We start from the raw sequence: 22036 nt of genomic DNA, 5'->3' as shown, positions 1-22036 counted from the left end.
GGTGTTCGGCGATCCGAACAGAGCGCAGCTCTGCGATCATTGCCCAGATTTCTTTAGGTTTCAAGCAATTGGCGCATGGCTTGCATGGAAGCGTTCTGCTTGCAGGTGCAGTCGACGTCAGAATAAGCTGCGCTTCAAGCATCTGGCGTGGCGTGAGTTTCGGCCGCAGAGGCGAAACGGAGGAATAATCATGAAGCAGTCGTTGAAGCTGACGGGACTTGCCGTTGTGTTGGGTGTTGCCGCGGCTCCCGCCGCAGCGCAGGAGAAAATCAAGATCGGCGTGATCACGACCTTGTCCGGCCCGGCAGCCGTGCTCGGCCAGCAATCCCGCGACGGCCTCCAACTCGCAATCAAGGATCTCGGCGGCAAGATGGGCGGCAAAGACGTCGAGGTCGTTGTCGTCGACGACGAACTCAAGCCCGATGGCGCCGTGACCAAGGCCAAGGGCCTGCTCGAGCGCGAGAAGGTCGATTTCGTGGTGGGGCCGATCTTCTCCAACATTTTGCAGGCGATTCACCGGCCGGTGACCGAGAACAAGACGTTCCTGATCAGCCCGAACGCCGGGCCGTCGAGCTATGCCGGCAAGGAGTGCAACCCGTTCTTCTACGTGACCTCCTACCAGAACGACCAGGTTCACGAGATCCTCGGCAAGGTCGCGCAGGATCGCGGCTACAAGCGCATGTATGTGCTGGTGCCGAACTATCAGGCCGGCAAGGATTCGGCGGCCGGATTCAAGCTCGATTACAAGGGCGAGATCGCGGAGGAAAGCTACACGCCGCTCGGCACGCTGGATTTCCAGGTCGAGTTGACCAAGATCGCCTCCTCCAAGGTCGATGCTCTCTTCACCTTCATGCCGGGCGGCATGGGCGTTGGCCTCGTCAAGCAGTACCGGCAGGCCGGCCTTGCCGACAAAATCCCGGTGCTGTCAGCGTTCACCGTCGATGAATCCACCCTGCCCGCGCAGCAGGATGCCGCCGTCGGCATGTTCGGCGGCGCCAACTGGGCACCCGACATGGACAACCCGCAGAGCAAGAAGTTCGTCGCCGCTTACGAGGCTGCCTACAACAGCGTGCCCGGCACCTACGCGATGCAGGGCTATGACACGGCCTTGCTGATCGACAGCGCGGTGAAGGCGGTGAAGGGCGATCTGAAGAACAAGGAAGCGGTGTCGGCGGCGCTGAAGAAGGCCGAGTTCGCCTCGCTGCGCGGCGACTTCAAGTTCAACGTCAACGGCTATCCGATCCAGAATTTCTATCTGACCAAGGTCGCCAAGCGTCCAGACGGAAAATTCCAGACCGAGATCGTCGAGAAGGTGTTTTCCAACTACGGCGACCGTTACGCCAAGGACTGCGCGGCCAAATAACAGGAGGGAACAAGACGATGAAAACCGAAATCGCCGGCATCACCCGCGCCAACGAGGGCATTCAGGGAATTTCCTGGAGCATTCTCGGCCAGACCTATGTGCCGAAAAACGTCACCGAGCATTCCTTCTCCTGGCACGCGACGTTCCCGCCCGATACCTTCGTGCCGCCGCATATTCATCCGGACCAGGACGAATATCTCTATATCCTCGAGGGTCAGCTCGACTTCTTCCTCGACGGCGCCGACACGCAGGCGACCCCGGGCGATCTGGTGCGGCTGCCGATGGGCAAGCCGCACGGCATCTTCAACAAGTCCGGCCGCACCGCAAAAACGTTGTTCTGGGTGTCGCCGACACGGCGGCTCTATGATCTGTTCTGGGCGATCCACAACATGAAGGAGCAGACGCCGGACGCGGTGGTGGCGCTCGCGGCCGAGCACAACATCCACTTCCTGCCGCCGCCTCCGGGGGCGTGAGGCGTTCAGGTTCGTAGCCCGGGTGGAGCGTCGCGAAACCTGGGACCGCTGCTGCTGAACGAACCCCGGATTTCGCTTCGCTCCATCCGGGCTACGGGTTTGATTACCCCCGAACTGCGGCCAATCCCAGCGGCGGCGCCGCAAAGCCGGCCTTGGAAGCATAACCGCGGACGATCGCCTCGCGCTGGGCGTGGCTCAGCACGTTCTCGATATCGCTAAAGCCATCCGGCGCCAATTGCTCGACGGCGTCGATTACGCCTTCGGGACCGCCGCGGCGATTCGCGCGCACGATCTCCGCCGTCATCGGCAGGCGCTTCTGCTCATAGGCCACCAGCGCCTGACGCGGATGTTCGCTACGCGCCAGTTCGTCGGCCAGCGCACGGGCATCGAGAATCGCCTGCGACGCGCCGTTCGATCCGACCGGATACATCGGATGCGCGGCGTCGCCGAGCAGTGTCACCCGGCCCCAGGTCCAGTATGGCAGCGGATCGCGGTCGCAGCACGGATATTCATAAAATTCCGGCGTCGCCGAGATCAGGCTGCGCACGTCGACGTGCGGCACCTTGAACCGCTCGACATGCGGCATCAGTTCCTCGCGCTTGCCGGGCCGCGACCAATCCTCGCGGCGCGGTGGCGGCGCGTTACCGTCGCCGATCCTCACCATGACGGCCCAGTTGGTCAGCCGGCTCGACGGGCTCGATCCTTCCGCAATCGGATAGATCACCACTTTGGCGTTCAGCCCGCCGGCCACGATCATCGAGCGGCCGGTCAGGAACGCCGGCCAGTCGCGCGCGCCGCGCCACAGCATCAGCCCGTTCCAGCACGGCGGCCCCTCGTCCGGAAACAGCACCTCGCGTACACGCGAATGAATGCCGTCGGCGCCGATCAGAATATCGCCGCGCGCGGTTTTGACATGGGCGCCGCTGCGGTCGAAGAAGTGCGCGACCACACCGCCCTCATGCTGCGCGAATGCGCCGAGACGGCAGCCGGTGTGGATCGCCTCATGACCAAGCCGTTCCTCGACGGCGCGGTGGATCACGCTCTGCAGGCGGCCGCGATGAACCGAGAATTGCGGCACGTCGTGGCCGGCATCGAGCCCGCGCGGCTCGCGCCAGACTTCCTGGCCGTGGCGGTTGAGGTAATACAATTGATCGGTGCGGATGGCGGCCGCATCGAGCCGGTCCAATAGCCCGAGGCCCGTCAATTCCCTGATCGCATGCGGCAGCGTGTTGATTCCGACGCCGAGTTCGCGGATGCTGTCAGACTGTTCGAACAGTTCGCAATCGATGCCGCGGGCGCGCAACATCAGCGCGGTGGTGAGGCCTCCGATGCCGCCTCCGACGATGAGTGCTTTCATGCGCTACTCCACTCTCTTCCCTCAACCTCGCCCGCTTGCGGGGAAAGGTCGGATCGCCCTTGCGATCCGGGTGGGGGGGTACTGCACTCGCCGCGTTCACTGCTCGCGGAGAAAGCCCCTCACCCCGACCCTCTCCCCGCGAAGGGCGGGGAGAGAGGGATAGAGTCTGAGCCTGCCATTCGGCCTATTCGGCTGCAAGCGGCTTTGTCGCTTCGGCTTTCAACTCGGCGCGGGTTTTCGGCTTACCCTTAATTTTGAGGTCTTCAAAATCCTGCCGGTCGCGCACGCTGTTGCGGAAGATTTGTTCCTTGCCGGGCAGATATTGTGGCGGACAAGCGATATCGGCGCCATACCAGGCCGCCGCCCGCATCGTGAAGGACGGATCGACCAGGTGCGGCCGGCCGAGCGCCACCAGGTCGGCGCGACCAGCGGCGAGAATTGTGTTCACCTGATCCGCGGTCGTGATGTTCCCGACGCACATGGTGGCGACCCGGGCCTCGTTACGGACCTGATCGGAGAACGGCGTCTGGAACATGCGGCCATAGATCGGCTGCGCGTCACGCACGGTCTGGCCGGTGGAGACATCGACCAGATCGACGCCGGCCTCGCCGAAGGCGCGCGCAACCGCGACCGCGTCGTCGCCGGTAATGCCGCCCGCGGCCCAGTCGGTCGCGGAGATGCGAACCGACATCGGCTTGTGCGCCGGCCACGCCGCGCGCATCGCCTCGAACACTTCCAGCGGATAGCGCAGCCGGTTGGCGAGCGTGCCGCCATATTCATCCGTCCGCTGATTGGTCAGCGGCGAGATGAAACTCGCCAGCAAATAGCCATGGGCGCAGTGCATCTCGAGCATGTCGAAACCGCAGGCCACGCCGCGCAAGGTGGCCGCCACGAACTCCTGCTTGACGTGGTCCATTGCCGTACGATCCATCTCGCGCGGCACCTGGCTGTCGGGGAAGTAAGGCAACGGCGACGCCGAGATCACGTCCCAGCCGCCTTGCTCCAGCGGCCGGTCCATTCCCTCCCACATTAATTTGGTCGCGCCCTTGCGGCCGGCATGGCCGAGCTGCAGGCAGATCTTGGCAGCAGAATTGGCGTGCACGAAATCGACGATCCGCGTCCAGGCGGCCTGCTGCTCGTCGTTCCACAAGCCGGCGCAGCCGGGCGTGATGCGGGCATCGCGGCCGACGCAGGTCATCTCCGTGAACATCAGGCCGGCGCCGCCGATCGCGCGCGAGCCGTAATGCACCAGATGGAAATCGGTCGGCACGCCCTCCTTCGCCGAGTACATGCACATCGGCGACACCACCGCGCGGTTCTTGACCTCCATCTCGCGAAGCTTCAACGGCTGGAACATCGGCGCGACCGGCTTGTCGACATCGACATCAAAGCCCTTGCCGCGCACCTGCTTGGCAAAGGCCTTGTCAACCTCGCGGACGAACTCCGGCGCGCGCAGCGTGAGGTTATCGTAGGTGATCGCCTTGGCGCGGGTCATGACGCCGAACGCGAACTGCACGGGATCGAAATCCCAGAAGCGGTCGACATGTTCGAACCAGACCAGCGACACGTCGGCGGCATGCTGGGTCTTCTCGACCTCCTCGCGCCGGCCGTGCTCGTAGGTCTGCAATGCTGCGTCGACGGTCGGCGCCTGCGCCATCGCATCCGCAAGCGCAATCGCGTCTTCCATCGCGAGCTTGGTGCCAGAACCGATCGAGAAATGCGCGGTCGCCTTGGCGTCGCCAAGCAGCACCATGTTGCCCTTGACCCAGCGCTGGCTGCGGATCATCGGGAAATTACGCCACATCGAGCGGTTGATCAGCAGCGGATGGCCGTCGAGGAACCAGTCGAAAATCTTGGCCATCCGGTCGGCGGATTGCTGTTCATCCAGGCCTTCGAGGCCGGCGCGCTTAAAAGTCTCCGCATCGGTCTCAAAGATCCAGGTCGAGCGTCCCGCCTCGTATTGATAGGCATGGGCGATGAACGGCCCCCACTCGGTCTCCTGGAAGATGAAAGTGAAGGCGTCGAGCGGCCGGGTCGAGCCCATCCAGGCGAACTTGTTGGAACGGAGGTCGACCTGCGGCTGGAAATGCTCGATGTGCTTGTCGCGGAAGCGGCTGTTGATGCCATCGGCGAGCACGATCAGATCGGTATCGGCGAAGCGGGCTTCGTCATCGATGTCGGTTTCGAACAGCAGTGTGACGCCGAGTTCGCGGGCGCGCTCCTGCAGGATCAACAGCAGCGTCCGGCGCGAGCAGCCGCAAAAGCCGTTGCCGCCGACGCGATGCACGGTGCCGCGGAAATGCACCGCGATGTCGTCCCAATAGGCGAATTCCTCGGTGATGCGGCGATAGCTGGGCGGATCGTATTTCTCGAAATTGTCCAGCGTGGCGTCGGAGAACACCACGCCGAAGCCGAAGGTGTCGTCGGCGCGGTTGCGCTCATAGACCGTGATCTCGGCCTGCGGCCGCTGCTTTTTCAAGAGGATCGCGGCATAGAGACCGGCCGGTCCGCCGCCGATAATCGCGATCTTCATCTGCCGCCTCCGAAACAGGCTGTCGGGCTCGTCCGGAAATTACTTTAAGCCTAAAATAATTTTTGGCAAGGGGGCCGTTGGTTACCCGTAGCCCGGGTGAAGCGAAGCGCAACCCGGGATTCTCGCCTGAAAGGCTGTGGTCCCGGGTTTCGCTGCACTCCACCCGGGCTACATGGTCCTTCAATTTCCCTGGAACGCCGGGGTCCGCTTGTTCGAAAACGCCTCGAACGCGCGATTGAAATCTTCCGTGGTCATGCAGAGCGCCTGGGCCACGGCTTCGGCCTCGATCGCCTCTTCCACCGACATCGCCCATTCCATCGCCAGCATGCGCTTGGTCATGGTGTTGGCGAAAGTCGGCCCTTCGGCAATCTGCTTGCCCAACAGTTGCGCCTGCGGCAACACCTGTTCCGGGGTGACGATCCTGGAGAAGAAGCCCCATTTCTCGCCCTCCTCCGCCGTCATGAAGCGGCCGGTATAGAGCAGTTCCGATGCGCGCGACTGGCCGATGATGCGCGGCAGGATCGCGCAGGCGCCCATGTCGCAGCCGGCGAGCCCAACCTTGTTGAAGAGGAACGCTACCTTGGCGCCGGTGGCCGCCAGCCGCAGGTCGGACGCCATCGCGATGATCGCGCCCGCGCCGGCGCAGATGCCTTCGACGGCGGCCACGATCGGCTGCGGGCAGGCGCGCATCGCCTTCACCAGATCGCCGGTCATGCGCGTGAAGGCGGTCAATCCCTTGGTATCCATCTGGATCAAGGGACCGATGATCTCGAACACGTCGCCGCCGGACGAAAAATTGCCGCCCGCGCCGGTCACGACGACGGTCTTGACCTCATCGTCCATCGCGCAGGCGCGGAAGAAATCGGTGAGCTCGCGATAGCTTTCGAAGGTCAGCGGATTCTTTCGCTCGGGCCTGTTCAGCGTGACGGTCGCGACGCGATCGACGACAGCGAGCAGAAAATGCTTCGGCGAATAATCCGCCAGCGGCAGCGTGACGGGGTTTGCGGGCTTGCTCATGATCTCTCCCTGAATTCAATCGTTATCAATATGGCGGCCGATCAGACTTCTCCGCCTGCCACGGCAATAGCCTGCCCGGTGATGGCGCCTGCGCCCTCGCCGCACAGCCACAGCACGGCGTCGGCCACTTCTGACGGCGCGACGAGGCGTCCTTGTGGATTGTGCTTTGCCAGTTCGGCGATCGCCTGCTCGCGGCTGCGCCCAGTCTTCTTGATGATGTTGTCGATCGAGCCTTCGAGCAGGTCGGTTTCGGTGAAGCCGGGGCAGACGGCGTTGACGGTGACGCCGCTCTTCGCCGTCTCCAGCGCCAGTGAACGGACGAGTCCGATGACGGCGTGCTTCGCCGCGCTGTAGGCCGAGACATAGGCGTAGCCCTTGAGCCCCGCAGTAGACGCGACGGCGATGATCCGCCCGCGGCGGCGTTCCACCATTCCAGGCAGGACCGCCTGCGCGGCATGGACCACACCCATGAAATTGACGTCCATCATCCGCTGGAACAATGCCGCATCGGAACGGCCGAACGGCGCTGACTCCGCCGCGCCCGCATTGGCAATGAGGATGTCGATCGGTTGCCGCGCGGCCGCTTCCGTAACGGCCGATTTGACCGACGCCTGGTCGGCGACATCGGCCATGGCCGCGAACTGTGCTACGCCGGATGCAACGGCTTCATCGAGCGTCGCGCGGTTGCGGCCGAGCACCGTGACCGTCGCACCGGCCTTCGACAGCGCCGCCGATATCGCAAGACCAATGCCCCGCCCGCCACCGGTGACGAGCGCATGGGAGGAACGCGACAATTGGGACATCGGTCAGGCCTCCAGGATGAAGGTTCAGCATATATTTTAAACTTCAAGCTTTTGCAAGGAAGGCCCCGGACCGTCATACCCCGCGCAGGCGGGGGTATCCAGTACGCCGCGACCTATCCGCGTCATTGCGAGCGAAGCGAAGCAATCCATATTTCGACGCGGAGATAGATGAATTGCTTCGTCGCTTCGCTCCTCGCAATGACGGTGGATGCAGAGCTCCGTCGGCAGCAGACGTCTGGTGGGCAAAGCGAAGCGTGCCCACCACCAGGCGGCGCGCTCGCGGTTGCATACATGGTGGGCACGGCGCTGGCGCGCCTTTGCCCTACCCTACGGGGGAGCAACCCTCTCGGTCCACCGCGCAGCGACATCGCCGCCGATATTCGCCTCCTCAGCCTTGAACAGATGAACAATCGCGTTCGCATAGTAGTGCAACAGTCCGAGCTCTTTCGGGTTGGCGCGGTAGGTGTCGTCGGTCTCGAGGACCAGATGGCGCAGCGTCAGCATCCGCAAGCCGACGGAGATGGCGTAGTCGCGGTCGGCGCGCGGGATGTGAACGTAGCTTCCCAGTCGTTCGAGATCGCCTATGAGCGCCGAAACGCGGCCCTTGATTTCGAACAGCGTCAGCGGCTGGTCGCCAGCCGCAAGGATCGCGGTCGAGACCAGCGATACCGGCAGCGCCGGCACCACGCGGCCAACGGCCTCCATCAGTTCGTTGCCGAGCCGCTCGACCTCGAGGCGGCGCGGCTCGGCTGCGAGAACGCGAAAGTCGATCTTCCTGGCCTCGACATAGTTTCGCAGCGACACCGGCACACCGAAACTCACGCAGGTGTAGCCGAAGCGATACCACTCGCCGCGCATGGCCAGCCAGATATGGCGGAAAAAATGGCGTGCAAAGGTCGCAAAGTTGAAGCCGAACACCGGCTTCTTTCCTGGCTCGGTGTTGGCCGCAGCATGCGGTCTTCCAGCACGCGGTCGTAGTTGACGGCAACCGGGATGAACACCACGTCGCGCGGTCCGTGCGGATCGAAGCCCGCCACCATGTAGCTCAGCAGTCCGAATTTCGGCGGACGCAGCTTGCCGTCGCGGCTGAGCCCACCCTCCGGAAAAATCGCCTGCGTGACGCCCGCAGCGGTGGCCATGTGCACATAGCGCGACAGCACCTTGCGATAGAGCCCCTCGCCGGAATCGCGCGCGATGAAATAGGCGCCCATCGAGCGGATCAAATTGCTGAGGCCCCACACCTTGGCCCATTCGCCGACGGCGTAGCTCAGCGCCGACGAGGTCGAGGCGACGTAGGTCACCAGCACGTAATCCATGTTCGAGCGATGGTTGATGACGAAGATCACCGATGAGGCTGGATCGACGGCGGCCAGCGCCTCGTCATTGCGGACGCCGATCCGCACCCGGTACAGCATATGGGAAACGGCGCGCGCGATCCGCGTGCCGATGCGGAAATAGGCATAGGCGCTGAACGCCGGAACGATCTCGCGGGCGTAGCGCCGCACCTTTTCCATCGCGACTTCGTTCGGCACGCCGGTTTGGAGCGAATATTCCTCGGCCGCCCGCAGCACTTCCGGGTCGAACACCAGGCGATCGATCAGCACCTGGCGCTCGGTCAGCTTGAACGGCTGAATGCGAAGCTTCAGTTTAGTATTGAGTTCCTCGATGGCGCGATTGGCGCGGCGCCGCAACGCCCAGCGCACGCTGGGAATCAGAATGCGATCCAGGGCCGCCAGGATTGCGAGGATCGCCATCAGGACGACGACCCAGAGCGGCAAGCTTACCTGCGAGCCCATGCAAAACCCCGATATCGCCCCGGCCGCGCATTCTCGCTGCGCGACGTCACGATACGGTCTGGAACTCCATTGTGACAAGCGTTCCGAGCATCGAGACCGGCCGATTTCCGGCGATCGGCCGATATGTTCACAACCGCGATATCGACGACGTTCGTTCGAACCAGGGTGCGTACTCAAAATCGAGCTTGATCGGCGCTGCCTGATCGATGTCCGCTATGCTCCGGATAGTACGGCAGGTCTGCCCGCAGATATACTGAGCACGCTTCTTCACCCCACAATCACGATCGACCGCGCCGCAGCGTTATCTCGCAATTGCCACCTTGTAGGACCGGTTGAAATGGACACAGTATACTCGCTTCGGGATCGAGGAGGATGCCATGCCCGAAGCACCAAGCGACATTGATTATACGGTTCATATAGGCAGACACGAGACGACGTTCCGTGCGAACACGCCCAAAGGAGAGAAATTCCTCGGCGGCGTTGACCTTACAATGTCCAATGAGGAAGCGCATACATTCATACAGGATGCCCGCGCAGCAGGGCTGACGGTCAAATCGTTTTTCTAGCAGTTTCGCAAACAGATCCTGCACTTCGAAGGGCAAGCCATCGGATGCTAGAGGCGCACGGCTTCAACACCATTCTAGTTCAGCTTCAGGCCGCTGAATGGTAACCGGTCATTTGCTCTGCAACGGCTCCCGCGCGTAGCAGCGGAACACGCTAACGGCAGGAAATGTCTGCGCTCTCATGAAGAGCACTGAACGCGCCTATCCGTTGAGGGTCATTCGCGTCGTTCTGACGGAGCGCCAAGCACTTCCGGTCTATCCCGATAAGCAGACAAGTTCAGAGTCCGTCGGCATGTCTCAAAGGTGCCACAAACCGACACCGATCAAATCGACCCGACCACGATCTGCCATAAGTGCCGAACTCGGGAGACCTAATTCGCTGGGGAGGAGGGCGATGCGTTTGGCAGCGTCGGTGCATTAATCGCACGGCCCCCCAACCCGCCGTCGGCGAGTGAGGCCATAGCGTTGGCGTCGGCGGCAACCTGACTGGGATTGCGCTCTGACGAGGGCTAATGCGCCAAGAGAACGGGGCGCGCCGAAGCGTTCTTAAGGATGTGGCGCGTGGCCCCGCCCAGAAGCATCTCGCGCAGGCGGCTATGGGAATAGGCGCCCATGATCAGCAGGCCGGCTTCATGCTCTGCCCCCGCCGCGAGCAGCGTATCACCCACCGAGCGCAATTCCGGTGCAACCACCTGCGCGGTCGCACCGATGCCATGACAGCGCAAATAGGCAAGCACCTCCGCCTGCGAGGCTTGGCGATTGCTGGCGTCCCGATCAACGCTTATGACCTGCACTGATTTGGCGAGTTGCATGAACGGTATAGAAGCCGAGACCGCGTGCCAGCATTCCGGGCTCTCGTCCCAGGCGATCATCACGCTGTCGGTCATATCGCTCTGCGGGCGAGCCGGCGCCAACAGCACGGGGCGACGGGTCTGCAGCAGCGATTGCTCGGCAATAGCCATGAACGATTCCATCACGGTGGCGCTTGCGGCGACGATTAGGTCGAAGGCAGCGGCCCGTTGCGCCGCGATTTCGACATACGATCCCTCGGCTTCGCGCCAGGATGCTGCGAGTGGGCTGCCGGGCTCGTCGTTCGCCGATAGCATCGGGATGCCGACTACCGCGCAGGCCTGCGCGAAAACCTCGCGCGCATGCCGCGTAGCTCGCTCGCGTTCCTCGGCGTACCAGTTCACCGATGCGGCGGTCACCGTTTGTCCCATTTCGGTGGCCGTTAGGCCGCCACGCGTGACACCGCTACGTGAGACCGGCGGCGGCTCACTAATGAACAGTGCCTGGACATGAGCCCCAAATGCCTTCGCGGCAGACAGGGCCGTTTCAATTTGACCGGTGTGACTGGCTGAGCCGGGAAGTGGAACCAGGATTCGCTTGATACTCATGAGAGCCTCCTGCGATGCCGCCGTGTGCGACTACAGACGGCATATGTGTTGAGCCGAAAGCGAAATCGCACAATACCGCTCAATTCATAACTCCCGGAATCACCCCAAAGTTCCGGAGACCAGCAGGTGCCGGTTGCCGACTTTGGTCGTCGATGTCCGGTGTGGGGTCATTCGCGACCGGGTCGAGCCAGCGGCATGTCCGGTGTCCGGTATGCCCGGAAAGCGGAAGTAGATTCATGGCGCTTCAATCCGAATTTGGCTGCGTGCCGATGGGTCCACGCCCTAACTAATCTAGCCCGGCATGAAGGCATCGAATGCGGCCCAGAGTTGCTCGCGATAGCGGTCGTCTTCCTGCAGGATTTCGTGCTTCGCACCCGCAATCAGGCGATGCGATCCCGCTGGCAGATGCCGGGCAAACGCCGCATTGGCAGGGGTTGATACGATGGTGTCGGCGCCTGCCGCGAGCGTCAGGACGGGCCGGCGAATGCCGCGGGCAAACTCCGGCGAACGAAACTCGGCCATCGCCGCAAAGGCCGCGTCGAGCCACGCTACGGTCGGCGACGCAATCCCGAGCGTCGGATCGGCCTCCAGGATAGCCGCGTTGCGGACATAGCGGCGCGGGTCCGAGGTCAGGGGATTGCCGGGAAAGCCCGTCGGCTTCATCAAGTCGACGTTGCCGCCTGGAATAAACCGCTTGCCCATTCCGGCCGCGCGCAGCGTGCGCATCAGACCGCGCATCGGCAGCGACGCGCGCGGGCCTGGCAGGCCGACCATGGGCGCGCAGAGCACGAAGCGCTCGAACACGTCGTTGCCGGCATGGGCGACGCGCAGCATCACCGCACCGCCCATCGAATGGGCCAACGCAAAATAGGGCGGCGGACAATCCGGCAGCACCACCTGCTTCACGAAGGCCGTCACATCGGTCTCGTACTCCGAAAAACTCTGCACATGGCCCTTCAGCGGATTGAGCAGCCGGCGCGCGGAATGGCCCTGCCCGCGCCAATCGATCATCGCTACCGCATAGCCTCGCTTGCGCAGGTCCTGCACCGTCTCGAAATACTTCTCGATGCACTCGCCGCGCCCGGTGAACACGCAGACGGTGCCCTTGCTCTTGGCCGGCGCCGGCCAACGCGCAAAACGCAACGCGGTGCCGTCCGGCGCCCCGATCGTTCCGGCAAGCGCGCCCTTTGGAACAGGATTGACCGGTATCGACACGAGCGTCATGGCGAAGGCGACCACGCGCCGGTTAGGCGAAGAATCGCCTCACAGCAACGAACAAGGCGCCGGGTCGTCTGCCGCTGCATCTAGATGATCCTGTTGTTGCGGAGCGCGGCGATAGCGTCCGCATCATAGCCGATATCGGCCAGCACGCGGTCGGTGTGTTCGCCGAGCGTTGGCGGGCGCGTGACGATTTCGCCGGGAGTTTCCGACAGCCGCACCGCGGCACGCACCGTCGGCGCGGGATTCGGCAAGCCGGGATAGTCGACATCCTGCATGAAGCCGGTGGCGCGGATATGCGGATGCTCCAGCGCCTGTTGCGGGCTCAGCACGGGACCCGCCGGAATCATCGCTTTGCCGAGCGTATCGACGGCTTCCTGCGTGGTGCGCTCGGCGCACCAGCGCGCCATCCGTTCGCTGATGACGGGGCCATTGTCGCCGCGCTTGATGTCGTCAGCAAAACGCGGATCACCCAGCCATTGATCCTCCTCGCCCATCAATTTGGCCCAGCGGATAAACAGCGGGTGCCCGGTGACCTGGCACAGCACCCAGCCGTCCTGGGTGCGGTAGATATCGGCGGGCGCCGCGGTCTGGCCGAGATTGCCTGATGGTACGCGGTTGGCCGCGATCACCGCCTGCTCGATCAGCGTCGCGTTGGTGAAGGACAGCGCGGTTGCCAGCAGCGCGCCCTCGACGATCTGCCCGCGCCCGGATTTGCCGCGCTCGATCAGGGCGGCGAGCGTGCCGAACGCACAATGCAGCGCAGTGCCGAAATCGACCCAGTTCACCGCGGCCCGGTATGGCGGATCGCCCTTGCCCGTCATGTACACCGAGCCCGACATCACCTGGCCGACACCGTCGAAGCCGACGCGGTCGGACCACGGCCCGGGATTACCGAAGGCGGTCGCGGTCGTCAGGATGATGTCCGGCTTGATGGCTTTAAGCGAGTCGTAGTCGAGCTTCATCGCCCGCAGCGTCTGCGGCGGCAAATTGGCGACAACGACATCGGCGGTAGCAACCAGCCGGCGCATCACCTCCTGCCCTTCCGGCTTCATCGGATCGAGCGTGATGCACTTCTTGTTGCGGTTGACTTGCAGGAACAGCGCACCCTCGCCGCCTGCCCCGACCGGCGCGACAAAACGGTCCTCGCTGCCGTCGCGCTTTTCCACGCGAATGACTTCCGCGCCAAATTCAGCCAGCAATGTCGCGCAATAGGGCCCCGCGATATAGCGCCCGAAATCGAGGACGCGAACGCCCTCCAGAACTCCCCCCATCGATCTCTTTCCTTGTCTACCAGCCCGGTTGTGCCGGGCCTTCTAGCATGTTGATGAATGAACTGGACGACCATACAATCACTGATCTCCCTCGAACGGAACCTCCTTAAATGACCTCGACTGCACAACGGCCCTATCGTGGTGTTTTCCCCGTCGCTCCCACCATTTTCGACGAGCGGGGCGAGCTCGATCTTGCGGGGCAACGGCGCTGCATCGATTTCATGATCGATGCCGGCTCGAACGGGCTGTGCATTCTGGCCAATTTCTCCGAGCAGTTCGTGCTGACCGATGCCGAGCGCGAACAGGTGATGCACGCGGTGCTGGAGCACGTTGCCGGCCGCGTGCCAGTGATCGTGACGACGACACATTTCGGCTCGCGCATCTGCGCCGAGCGCAGCCGACAGGCGCAGGACGCAGGCGCCGCGATGGTCATGATCATGCCGCCCTATCATGGCGCCACTTTTCGCGTACCGGAAAAAGCTATTTTCGACTTCTATCGCACCGTGTCCGACGCGATCGATATCCCGATCATGATCCAGGATGCGCCGGTTGCCGGGACGCCGCTTTCAGTCGATCTGCTGGCGCGCATGGCGCGGGAAATTCCCAACATCCGCTATTTCAAGATCGAGGTGCCGATGGCGGCAACGAAGCTGCGCGATCTCATCGCCGCCGGCGGCGACAGCATCGAAGGGCCCTGGGACGGCGAGGAAGCCATCACGATGATGGCCGATCTCGACGCCGGGGCGACCGGCGCCATGACGGGAGGCGGCTATCCTGATGGCATCAGGCACATCATCGATCCCTATCTCGCGGGGCGCCGCGACGAAGCGATGGCGGCCTATGCCCGCTGGCTGCCGCTGATCAATTACGAAAACCGCCAGTGCGGCTTGCAGGCCGCAAAAATCCTGATGAAGGAAGGCGGCGTGATCGGCTCGGACGCGGTTCGTCATCCACTGCAAAGGGTTCATCCGGCGGCCCGCGCCGGTCTCATCGAAATCGCCCGCCAGCTCGATCCCGTGGTGTTGCGCTGGGGACGGTAGATCGCCACCGTCATCCGGCACCGCGCTAACTGCTTGCCCGACTTGATCCGAGGAACGTCACCGCTCCGTGCGCATTAAGGCGTAGAGACGTGGAACGGTCCGGCATGAGCAATCTGAGTTACGTGCACGACACGACGCCTGAACCGGCGCGGCGCGAGCCGGACGCTTCAGCGTCGTCAGACGATCAGGGCCGCGGCCGCCGTGCGGTATCGCCGTGGCAAATTCCCTGGAGGGGTTGGAAGGACATCCTGATCCGGACCTACCAGCAGGTCAGCGAGGACCGCGTTCTCGCGGTCGCCGCGGGCGTCGTCTTCTATGGGCTGCTCGCGCTGTTCCCGGCGATTACCGCCCTCGTCTCGTCCTATGCACTTTTCGCCGATGCAAGCACGATCAACGACCACATGACGATGCTTGCGGGCATCTTGCCGGAAGGCGCTCTCGGCATCGTCAGGGATCAGGTCGAACGGGTGCTGGCCCAGGGTGAGGTCAGGCTCGGACTAGCCTTTCTGTTCTCCTTCCTGCTTGCCGTGTGGAGCGCCAATGGCGGGCTGAAGGCCATCATGGATGCGCTCAATGTCGTCTATGACGAGGACGAGAAGCGTGGTTTCTTCAAGCTCAACGCGGTTTCCCTCGCGTTGACCTTTGGCGGACTTGTTGCGGTACTTCTCGCCATCGGCTCCGTAGTCGCACTCCCGATCGTTCTGTCAACCATCGGGCTCGGGGCCGTTACCGATGCTCTGTTCCGGTTCGGACGATGGCCCGTTCTGGTCCTGACCATGCTTCTGGGCCTCGCCGTGCTCTATCGGTTCGGACCAAGCCGCCGCGCGGCGCAATGGCGGTGGCTGACCGTCGGCAGCGTGCTTGCAACGCTCGCGTGGCTTGCCGGCTCTGCCTTGCTGTCGTTCTATCTTGCCAATTACGCCAATTACGACGCGACCTACGGTTCGCTCGGCGCGGCTATCGGCTTGATGATGTGGATGTGGATGTCGACGATCGTCGTGTTGTTCGGCGCTGAACTCAATTCGGAGATCGAGCATCAGACCGCAGTCGACAGCACCGAGGGCGGAAACAAGCCACTGGGTCGACGCGGCGCGACGATGGCGGACACGATCGGGGAAGCGAAATCTTAATCAGGCAACCAAATGTTCCTGTTTTTCTCGAACCGGCTGGGATGTCTCGGCTCGCTGCTGCTTTCGGCAGCCGTGACCTTCGCTCTGCTTATGGCCCTGGGCTTTCTGCACTTTTGATCCCGTTTTGCTACCTTGGCAGGGCTGAACTGGAAATCAGGATTGGAGCGACTACATCAAGAGCCTGCAATCCGTTCCAATTGATCCCCGCCGTGAAAAGATACCTGGTCATTTTTCTGCTCCTCGTGCTCGTTCCCGTGGCTGTTTCCGCCGTGAAATATCTGCTCGGCGACAGGCGTGAGAACTGGCAGACGGCGGACCGTTCAAGCGCCGGGCTGCTTCCCAAGGCCTCTGAGCATGCGGATGCCGTCATCCGGGTTTTCGCGGCAAGGACCGTACGCTGGCGCGGGATATTCGCGGTTCACACCTGGATCGTCGTCAAGGAGCGCGGCGCCAGCCGTTACAGCCGCTATGATTACACGGCCTGGGGCGAGCCGATCCGGATCGATGGATTCCAGGCCGACGGACGCTGGTTTGGCGCGATCCCCGAAACCGTCGTCAGCGTCGACGGTCCGAAGGCGGAAGCGCTCATTCCCAAAATCCGCTCGGTCATCGAGACCTACAGGTTTCGCGCCAATGGGGATTACAGCGCCTGGCCTGGTCCGAACTCCAACACTTTCATCCAGGCGATCCTGAACGCCGTTCCGGAACTCGAAGCCGTGCTGCCGCCGACTGCGATTGGCAAGGATTACCCTTACCATGGCGACTGGGTCGGCTTCACGCCATCGCGCACCGGCGTGTTTGCTTCGCTCGGAGGCTATCTCGGGCTGACGATCGGATGGATCGAAGGGTTCGAGCTCAATCTCTTCGGAGGCGTCCTCGGCTTCGACATCCGCCGCCCCGCATTGAAACTGCCCGGCGTCGGCCGGCTGGGTCTGCAGGCCGGTCCGTAACTCCATAATCGTCAACGGACGAAACGGGATCGATTCCGGTCGATGGAACCTTCGTTCCGGTCAAACGTCGAAGATCGGGAGGATCGACATGACCAGCGAACAGACCTTTGCATCATTGCTCGGCGAGGCTGCGATGGCGGTCTGGGGCGACATGCCACGCGACATCCAGGAAGCGCTGTTCGAGACCGCCATGCGCGACCGGTCCGAGCTGCGTCACGATCTTGCAAAGCTGTTGCATGAGCGCCATCCGAGAACACAGCATCCGGCCAAGCCCGCCTGATGTCACCTTTTAGTCCGGAAACATGACGTCGGCGATCACGGGCAGATGGTCCGAATAGGCGCGGGCCTTGCGATCGGTCCAGGCCGAGCGGATGATCAGATCGCGCGAGGCGTAGATCCGGTCCAGCCGCATCATCGGCAATCTTGCGGGAAACGTCCGTAGCCGCGTCCGGACCGGGCAGATCCGCGCCAGCACGCCCCGCACCGACTTCACCCAGAACCAGTCGTTGAAATCGCCGAGCACGATCGTTCGCGTCGGCTCCACCAGGTCGACCAAAGCGTGCGCCTGAGCATGCCGTTCATGAATGCTCAAACCGAGATGGGTGGCAATGACCCTCATCTCCCCGAAATCAGACAATATGCGCGCGGCGATGGCGCGGCGGGGCTCGCGCTCCTGATAGGAGACGTCGGAGATTGTTGGCGGCTCGGCGAAGGGCCAGCGGCTCAACAGCACCTGTCCGTAGTCGCCGTCCTGCGTGACAATCGATCTTGCGTCGACGCTGTGGTCGCCGACGGCCTTCGCGAGAAGGGCAAAGGGGTCGTCGGTTCGTCCGCGTGAATCGACTTCCTGCAGCGCCACCACATCAGGCGACCAGTGGCGGATGACGGAACAAACGCCGTCCAGATCGAAACCCGGATTGAGGTGGAAGATGCCGTGCACGTTCCACGTCATGATGCGCAGCGTAGCCGTCACGGTCGTCGTCCCGCCATCCACGTCACCAGGAACTGGACGCCAAGGCACAGCGCGATCCAGGCCAGGATTGCCAGCGCCAGCAGCAGCGCATTCGTCCATGAGGCATTTCGGGCGAGATCTGCGATCTGCGCGCCGAGCGCAGCCATCACGGCGATCCCCGGCGCCATACCCAGCACGGTGCCAAGCAGGAAATCGCGCAGGCTCAGCTTGCTGGCGCCCGCTACCACGTTGACGATCGAGAACGGGGCGATCGGCACCATCCGGATCATGGCCACCGCAACGACCCCCTTGCCGATGATGCGGCCCTGAACCCTTGCAGCCCGCCGGCCGAGCAGCCGCTGCAACCGCGCCTGACCCAGCACGCGGCCGATCGAAAACAGTGTGAGCGCGCTGAGCAGCACGCCGGCGCCGGCGCTGAAGAACCCCATCCAGGGCCCGAGCGCCGCCGATGTCGCGGCGATCAGAACCAGCACGGGAAATACCACCAGCCCACCGACCACGAAGGCGGCAATCGCGAACAGCGGCGCGAATTGCGACCGCGCAGGCTGCGAAATGACTGAGGAGACGAAGCCGACATCGGTGAAATCGCGCAGCGATGTGTACTGCCAGGCCAGCGCCAGGCCGGCGAGCGCCGCGGCCAATCCGGATACGGCCAAAATCGTTCTCGGCGTCCACATGCGCGTCGCGGCACGGTCGAGATGAAGCGGCTCCCTGGGATCGGCGACCGGCTGCACCATGGTCGCCATGCTGCCGGCTGTCGCGGCCGGATCGATCGGCCGCAACGATTTCGCGCCGCCACCTTCGGCCAGACGATCCAGATATCCGAACAGGTCAGCTTCGTTGCTTGCGATTTCCCGTTCGTCGACGCCGCAGAAATGGCCGATCAGTTGACGACGAAGCCGGGCGATACATTTGAGATGCGCCTCGGACGTGGCTTCGAACGCGAGATCGCATTCGGTGTCCGCCCCCATCGAGCGATTGTTGAGGTTGGCCGAGCCGACGCGCAGGATGCGGTCGTCGACGATCATCACCTTGCTGTGCACCATGACGGCGGCGGCTTCGTCCCCGTCCTGCGTCGATGGATAGAGAAAGCGGATCCGGTCCATGACGCCGGCCGCCACGAATGCCGCGATGAATCCGCCGCGGCCGCTCTGCATCGCCTGCGATTCGAACCAGGACGAATGCATCTTCGGCGTGACGATTAGGACGCGAAGCTGTGGCACGTCCAGCATCCGCTGCGCCAACAGGCGCGCGATGTCGGTGGCGCTGGTGAACTGGTTTTCGATATAGATGAAACGATCGGCGGCGTTGATCGAGGCCTCGAACAGCCGCGCGACCTCGTTGACGCCGCTATCGCTTGCGGTCGCGATCTCAGTGCGGGCAATGCCGACCGTCATGCCCCGGCATTGTACCGGCACCGAGGCCGGCCAGCGGTCGCCCGCGACCGCCTCTGAAGTTTCGACGGTGCAGCCTGCGGCCCGCCATCTGTTCTCCACCACTTCCATCAGACTGGCCGCGGCTTCGCCATCCACCACGCATTGCACGTCGTGAAACGGCGGATACGGCTTGCCGTCGGGATCGGTCCGCAGCGGGTGATGGGTTTTGTGCTCGCTGGTGTCCCAGCGCCGGATCGTGAGGTCGAGGCCGCCGGAAAACGCCAGCGCGCCGTCGATGACGACGATTTTCTGATGTTGCGCTGACCCCAGAGGAAGACTGGAATCGAAACAGAAGCAGAGCCGGTCCGATGCTTCCGCGGTGAATTTGGCGGCCGAATTCCACTCCCGCTCCGCCGCATACAGCGCTGGAAAATTCCAGCTCAGGATGTTAATGCGCAGTTCTGGCTTCGCCTTCAAGAGCGCTTTCAGAAACGCCCCGAGTCCTTCCGGATAACCATCATCGGCGTGCCCGGAAGGCCCGACAAAGCGGGTCAGGCTGTGGATGTCCCAGCCGATGATGTAGACCTGCCGCGTCGCGAGCAGCAGCGCTTCCCGCAAAGCGGCGAAATACGCGGCTGCGTCGTTGAGAATTGCCAGCCGCCTTGCCTTGCACCTTCTCCAGACGGTTTTACCCGGGATGAGGATCGATGAGCTTCGCAGCAGGCGACACCTCGACAAAACGTGGAAGCAGATGCGGGATCGAAAAGCGTACGTCCGCCCGCCGGTAAATCAACGTTTTGCGGGCAGGACGGTTCCAGCCGTGCGGAACTTGGCCCCTCCTCGACTCGGGCTTCAATGAAATCGCCGGCCCCGCACGTGGACGCCGGCTTCTCCCTGTCGGGTAGAACCGGCGCCCAGGCGCACCGCGCTGGCCCGGGGGGAAGAACCTTCTTCCTCCACCACGGGCTCGATGTAGCTGTTATGCAGCGATGTCGGCGACTTGAAACCGTCGAACATGACGCGGATGGTGCTGCGATAACGGCCCGAGCCGATGACAACCGCTTCCCGGCCGGCGAGATTTGGGCATCGCATCGCTCCGAGCGCACTCGTCCTGACACGGGTCCCTGCAGACAGCGGAGGCTGTTGATCGGCTGACCCTTTGCGGGATCCGGTTCTGGGACCAAGCGCTTTTGCGGAATTCATCAATCCCGTCCTACGCCGAGATCGAACGTTCCGGGGCCTGCCGATCCGGTATGCTTCGCCAATCGCGCCACTTCCTCACCGACGGTCCGCTCGCCGGTTCGATTGCGGCCAACAGCGCGGCATTGATTTCCGCAATTCGCCCGAGCTTCGCCATGCATCTGGCGACCGCGACAAACCCGTCGGGCGAATCCGGCAGCAACCGCATGAACTCGAGATACTGACGCAGCGCCTGCTCATGCTCACCGAGACTTTCGCAGACCTGGCCCAGGCACTGCCACGCCTTGGCGACGCCGGGGCGAACCGCGGTCAAGGTACGGAACACCCGCTTGGCTGCGACAAAATCAGCCTTCGCCGCCAACAACTGGCCCAGCCGGTGCAACGCGTCGGCGTGTTTCGGCTGCGCGGCTAAAATCCGCCGGTATCCCATCTCGGCTTCAGCAATTTTTCCCTTTCTGTGCAGTTCGGTTGCCTTCTGCAACACGTCCGGAATGCTCCGCGGATCGATGCCGGTGCGAAGATTCCTGCCGTCCCTGGTCTCCAGGATCGTGTTGCGGATCTTGCGCTCGGCGCAGCCAAACGAATACTTGTAGGGCTCGTTGCCGCGCAGGAAGTCGTATTCGCAAAAGCCGTTCGCGATGGCGTGGCGAATGCTGAAGGCATGCAGGATCACTCCCGCCGGCGGTCCCTCGAACGTCTCGTCACGTCCGGTCATGTAGAATGAGAAGGTACGCTTGCGCGGATCCACCAGCGTGGCCAGCGCCGCAACCGCACGCTCGCCATGCCAGAACGTCGGCAGGTACACCAGACCGGATTGGAAACTGCGCGTCAGCATCGCGCCGTTCGAGCGCACGAGGCTGTCGGTGCGGTCCCCCTTGCGGGGACGCCACTTTGTCTCCCAGAACCGCAGCAAGGTCTTGAGGTCCTGCTCGAAAGTTTCTGATGTGGAGACCGATATCCGATATTCGCCCGGCGCGTCGACCTGCTTCAGCAGGCGCCGAATCTTCTGCCTTGTGTTGGTGCTCAGCGTTTCGAGGTAGGCATTCCAGTCCCCCGGCAGCGTCACATAGGGGCAGAGGCTGTTATCGATTCCGTCGACCTTGTTGACCGCGTTGGCCTCCCGATAACGAAAACTGGCTTTCGGAAAGCACGCCAGCAGCAGCCGCACCCGCCGCTCCGACATTCGTAGATTGTCGAGATTCAAGCGCGCCCAGTTCATATGCCTGACGTAGCGGGCAAAGGCGGGGAGAACCTTGTTCTCCACCTCGGGCCTGCAGACGATGCCGGTGTAGTCCGCGCCGAAATTGCCTGCCATCCTCATGTCATGGATAATGTCGGCGTCCTCGATCGTGGTCTGCAGCCGCAGCGGAAAGAACGCAACATAAGGCAGGTCGGCGGCCTTGCCGGCCTTTGCCGCCAGAATGAACCACGGCCCATGGATGCAGGACAGCCAGCCGTGCAGCCACTTCCACGACAGAAATATCTGGGCCTCGGGATCCTCGTCGTAGACGGCGTTCCAGTTGTCCTCGAGCTTGGCCAGCGACGGCAGGTCTTCGATGATGTCGATATGCAC

Annotated in this window: 20 protein-coding genes; 7 read left to right on the top strand and 13 right to left on the bottom strand. The window is 63.0% G+C overall.

Annotated elements, in window-relative coordinates; genetic code table 11:
- The first annotated feature begins 190 nt into the window (after window positions 1-190).
- A complete protein-coding gene (locus AC0QUY_RS10960) occupies window positions 191-1363 on the top strand; it encodes an ABC transporter substrate-binding protein (protein WP_475386842.1) in 1173 nt (390 codons plus the stop codon).
- Between the two features lie 17 nt (window positions 1364-1380).
- Entirely contained in the window at window positions 1381-1836 is a 456-nt protein-coding gene (locus tag AC0QUY_RS10955; protein WP_475386841.1) for a cupin domain-containing protein, read from the top strand.
- Window positions 1837-1939: 103 nt separating this feature from the next.
- Here AC0QUY_RS10955 and AC0QUY_RS10950 read toward each other — a convergent pair whose 3' ends face one another.
- From AC0QUY_RS10950 to AC0QUY_RS10925, 6 genes are all read right to left on the bottom strand, one after another.
- Window positions 1940-3193, bottom strand: a complete 1254-nt coding sequence (locus AC0QUY_RS10950; RefSeq protein WP_475386840.1) for a flavin-dependent oxidoreductase — start codon at window positions 3191-3193, stop codon at window positions 1940-1942.
- Between the two features lie 184 nt (window positions 3194-3377).
- The gene (locus tag AC0QUY_RS10945) at window positions 3378-5726 is read right to left on the bottom strand and encodes a bifunctional salicylyl-CoA 5-hydroxylase/oxidoreductase (RefSeq protein WP_475386839.1); all 2349 of its coding nucleotides are present in this window, start codon (window positions 5724-5726) and stop codon (window positions 3378-3380) included.
- Between the two features lie 180 nt (window positions 5727-5906).
- Window positions 5907-6743, bottom strand: coding sequence for an enoyl-CoA hydratase family protein (locus AC0QUY_RS10940; RefSeq protein WP_475386838.1), 837 nt, complete (start codon window positions 6741-6743; stop codon window positions 5907-5909).
- Between the two features lie 41 nt (window positions 6744-6784).
- Window positions 6785-7546 (bottom strand): SDR family NAD(P)-dependent oxidoreductase, encoded by a 762-nt coding sequence (locus tag AC0QUY_RS10935; protein ID WP_161852671.1) that lies wholly within the window; start codon window positions 7544-7546, stop codon window positions 6785-6787.
- A 327-nt stretch (window positions 7547-7873) separates the two neighbouring features.
- Window positions 7874-8368, bottom strand: coding sequence for a hypothetical protein (locus AC0QUY_RS10930; protein ID WP_475386837.1), 495 nt, complete (start codon window positions 8366-8368; stop codon window positions 7874-7876).
- Window positions 8365-9342: a 1-acyl-sn-glycerol-3-phosphate acyltransferase gene (locus AC0QUY_RS10925; protein WP_475386836.1), complete on the bottom strand. Its 978-nt coding sequence runs from the start codon at window positions 9340-9342 to the stop codon at window positions 8365-8367. The genes AC0QUY_RS10930 and AC0QUY_RS10925 overlap by 4 nt, the downstream gene beginning before the upstream one ends.
- Window positions 9343-9719: 377 nt before the next feature.
- Here AC0QUY_RS10925 and AC0QUY_RS10920 point away from each other — a divergent pair, with 377 nt between their 5' ends.
- The gene (locus AC0QUY_RS10920; protein WP_247832873.1) at window positions 9720-9908 is read left to right on the top strand and encodes a hypothetical protein; all 189 of its coding nucleotides are present in this window, start codon (window positions 9720-9722) and stop codon (window positions 9906-9908) included.
- 506 nt (window positions 9909-10414) lie between these two features.
- On the opposite strand, the gene AC0QUY_RS10915 is transcribed toward AC0QUY_RS10920, so the two are convergent.
- From AC0QUY_RS10915 to AC0QUY_RS10905, 3 genes are all read right to left on the bottom strand, one after another.
- Window positions 10415-11302 carry a universal stress protein gene (locus AC0QUY_RS10915; RefSeq protein ID WP_475386835.1) on the bottom strand — a complete coding sequence of 296 codons (888 nt, stop codon included), beginning with the start codon at window positions 11300-11302 and terminating at the stop codon, window positions 10415-10417.
- Window positions 11303-11593: 291 nt separating this feature from the next.
- Window positions 11594-12526 (bottom strand): alpha/beta fold hydrolase, encoded by a 933-nt coding sequence (locus AC0QUY_RS10910; protein WP_475386834.1) that lies wholly within the window; start codon window positions 12524-12526, stop codon window positions 11594-11596.
- A gap of 80 nt (window positions 12527-12606) precedes the next feature.
- Complete coding sequence (locus AC0QUY_RS10905; RefSeq protein ID WP_161852666.1) at window positions 12607-13794, bottom strand: CaiB/BaiF CoA transferase family protein; 1188 nt, start codon at window positions 13792-13794, stop codon at window positions 12607-12609.
- A 110-nt stretch (window positions 13795-13904) separates the two neighbouring features.
- Between AC0QUY_RS10905 and AC0QUY_RS10900 the strand changes: the two genes are divergently transcribed.
- The 4 genes from AC0QUY_RS10900 to AC0QUY_RS10885 all read left to right on the top strand — a co-directional run bounded on the left by AC0QUY_RS10900 (window position 13905) and on the right by AC0QUY_RS10885 (window position 17194).
- Window positions 13905-14834, top strand: coding sequence for a dihydrodipicolinate synthase family protein (locus AC0QUY_RS10900; protein WP_475386833.1), 930 nt, complete (start codon window positions 13905-13907; stop codon window positions 14832-14834).
- A gap of 104 nt (window positions 14835-14938) precedes the next feature.
- Window positions 14939-15964: a YihY/virulence factor BrkB family protein gene (locus AC0QUY_RS10895; protein WP_161852664.1), complete on the top strand. Its 1026-nt coding sequence runs from the start codon at window positions 14939-14941 to the stop codon at window positions 15962-15964.
- 221 nt (window positions 15965-16185) lie between these two features.
- Window positions 16186-16914 carry a DUF3750 domain-containing protein gene (locus AC0QUY_RS10890; protein WP_161856481.1) on the top strand — a complete coding sequence of 243 codons (729 nt, stop codon included), beginning with the start codon at window positions 16186-16188 and terminating at the stop codon, window positions 16912-16914.
- 88 nt (window positions 16915-17002) lie between these two features.
- On the top strand, window positions 17003-17194 hold the full coding sequence (locus AC0QUY_RS10885; protein WP_475386832.1) for a hypothetical protein: 192 nt from the start codon (window positions 17003-17005) through the stop codon (window positions 17192-17194).
- 9 nt (window positions 17195-17203) lie between these two features.
- Here AC0QUY_RS10885 and AC0QUY_RS10880 read toward each other — a convergent pair whose 3' ends face one another.
- The 4 genes from AC0QUY_RS10880 to AC0QUY_RS10865 all read right to left on the bottom strand — a co-directional run bounded on the left by AC0QUY_RS10880 (window position 17204) and on the right by AC0QUY_RS10865 (window position 22036).
- Window positions 17204-17887: an endonuclease/exonuclease/phosphatase family protein gene (locus AC0QUY_RS10880; RefSeq protein ID WP_475386831.1), complete on the bottom strand. Its 684-nt coding sequence runs from the start codon at window positions 17885-17887 to the stop codon at window positions 17204-17206.
- Entirely contained in the window at window positions 17884-19881 is a 1998-nt protein-coding gene (locus AC0QUY_RS10875) for a VTT domain-containing protein (protein WP_475386830.1), read from the bottom strand. Before AC0QUY_RS10875 ends, AC0QUY_RS10880 begins: the two co-directional genes overlap by 4 nt.
- A 234-nt stretch (window positions 19882-20115) precedes the next feature.
- Entirely contained in the window at window positions 20116-20466 is a 351-nt protein-coding gene (locus AC0QUY_RS10870; protein WP_475386829.1) for a hypothetical protein, read from the bottom strand.
- 10 nt (window positions 20467-20476) lie between these two features.
- Window positions 20477-22036 (bottom strand): GNAT family N-acetyltransferase, encoded by a 1560-nt coding sequence (locus tag AC0QUY_RS10865; RefSeq protein ID WP_475386828.1) that lies wholly within the window; start codon window positions 22034-22036, stop codon window positions 20477-20479.

This window comes from Bradyrhizobium sp. WYCCWR15520 (genome assembly GCF_056174665.1).
This window is presented reverse-complemented; position numbering and strand designations above follow the sequence as displayed.

Coding starts and splice junctions, on each gene's coding strand:
- AC0QUY_RS10960 (WP_475386842.1), top strand. CDS start 191: ATGAAGCAGTCGTTGAAGCTGACGGGACTTGCCGTTGTGTTGGGTGTT.
- AC0QUY_RS10955 (WP_475386841.1), top strand. CDS start 1,381: ATGAAAACCGAAATCGCCGGCATCACCCGCGCCAACGAGGGCATTCAG.
- AC0QUY_RS10950 (WP_475386840.1), bottom strand. CDS start 3,193: ATGAAAGCACTCATCGTCGGAGGCGGCATCGGAGGCCTCACCACCGCG.
- AC0QUY_RS10945 (WP_475386839.1), bottom strand. CDS start 5,726: ATGAAGATCGCGATTATCGGCGGCGGACCGGCCGGTCTCTATGCCGCG.
- AC0QUY_RS10940 (WP_475386838.1), bottom strand. CDS start 6,743: ATGAGCAAGCCCGCAAACCCCGTCACGCTGCCGCTGGCGGATTATTCG.
- AC0QUY_RS10935 (WP_161852671.1), bottom strand. CDS start 7,546: ATGTCCCAATTGTCGCGTTCCTCCCATGCGCTCGTCACCGGTGGCGGG.
- AC0QUY_RS10925 (WP_475386836.1), bottom strand. CDS start 9,342: ATGGGCTCGCAGGTAAGCTTGCCGCTCTGGGTCGTCGTCCTGATGGCG.
- AC0QUY_RS10920 (WP_247832873.1), top strand. CDS start 9,720: ATGCCCGAAGCACCAAGCGACATTGATTATACGGTTCATATAGGCAGA.
- AC0QUY_RS10915 (WP_475386835.1), bottom strand. CDS start 11,302: ATGAGTATCAAGCGAATCCTGGTTCCACTTCCCGGCTCAGCCAGTCAC.
- AC0QUY_RS10910 (WP_475386834.1), bottom strand. CDS start 12,526: ATGACGCTCGTGTCGATACCGGTCAATCCTGTTCCAAAGGGCGCGCTT.
- AC0QUY_RS10905 (WP_161852666.1), bottom strand. CDS start 13,794: ATGGGGGGAGTTCTGGAGGGCGTTCGCGTCCTCGATTTCGGGCGCTAT.
- AC0QUY_RS10900 (WP_475386833.1), top strand. CDS start 13,905: ATGACCTCGACTGCACAACGGCCCTATCGTGGTGTTTTCCCCGTCGCT.
- AC0QUY_RS10895 (WP_161852664.1), top strand. CDS start 14,939: ATGAGCAATCTGAGTTACGTGCACGACACGACGCCTGAACCGGCGCGG.
- AC0QUY_RS10885 (WP_475386832.1), top strand. CDS start 17,003: ATGACCAGCGAACAGACCTTTGCATCATTGCTCGGCGAGGCTGCGATG.
- AC0QUY_RS10870 (WP_475386829.1), bottom strand. CDS start 20,466: ATGAATTCCGCAAAAGCGCTTGGTCCCAGAACCGGATCCCGCAAAGGG.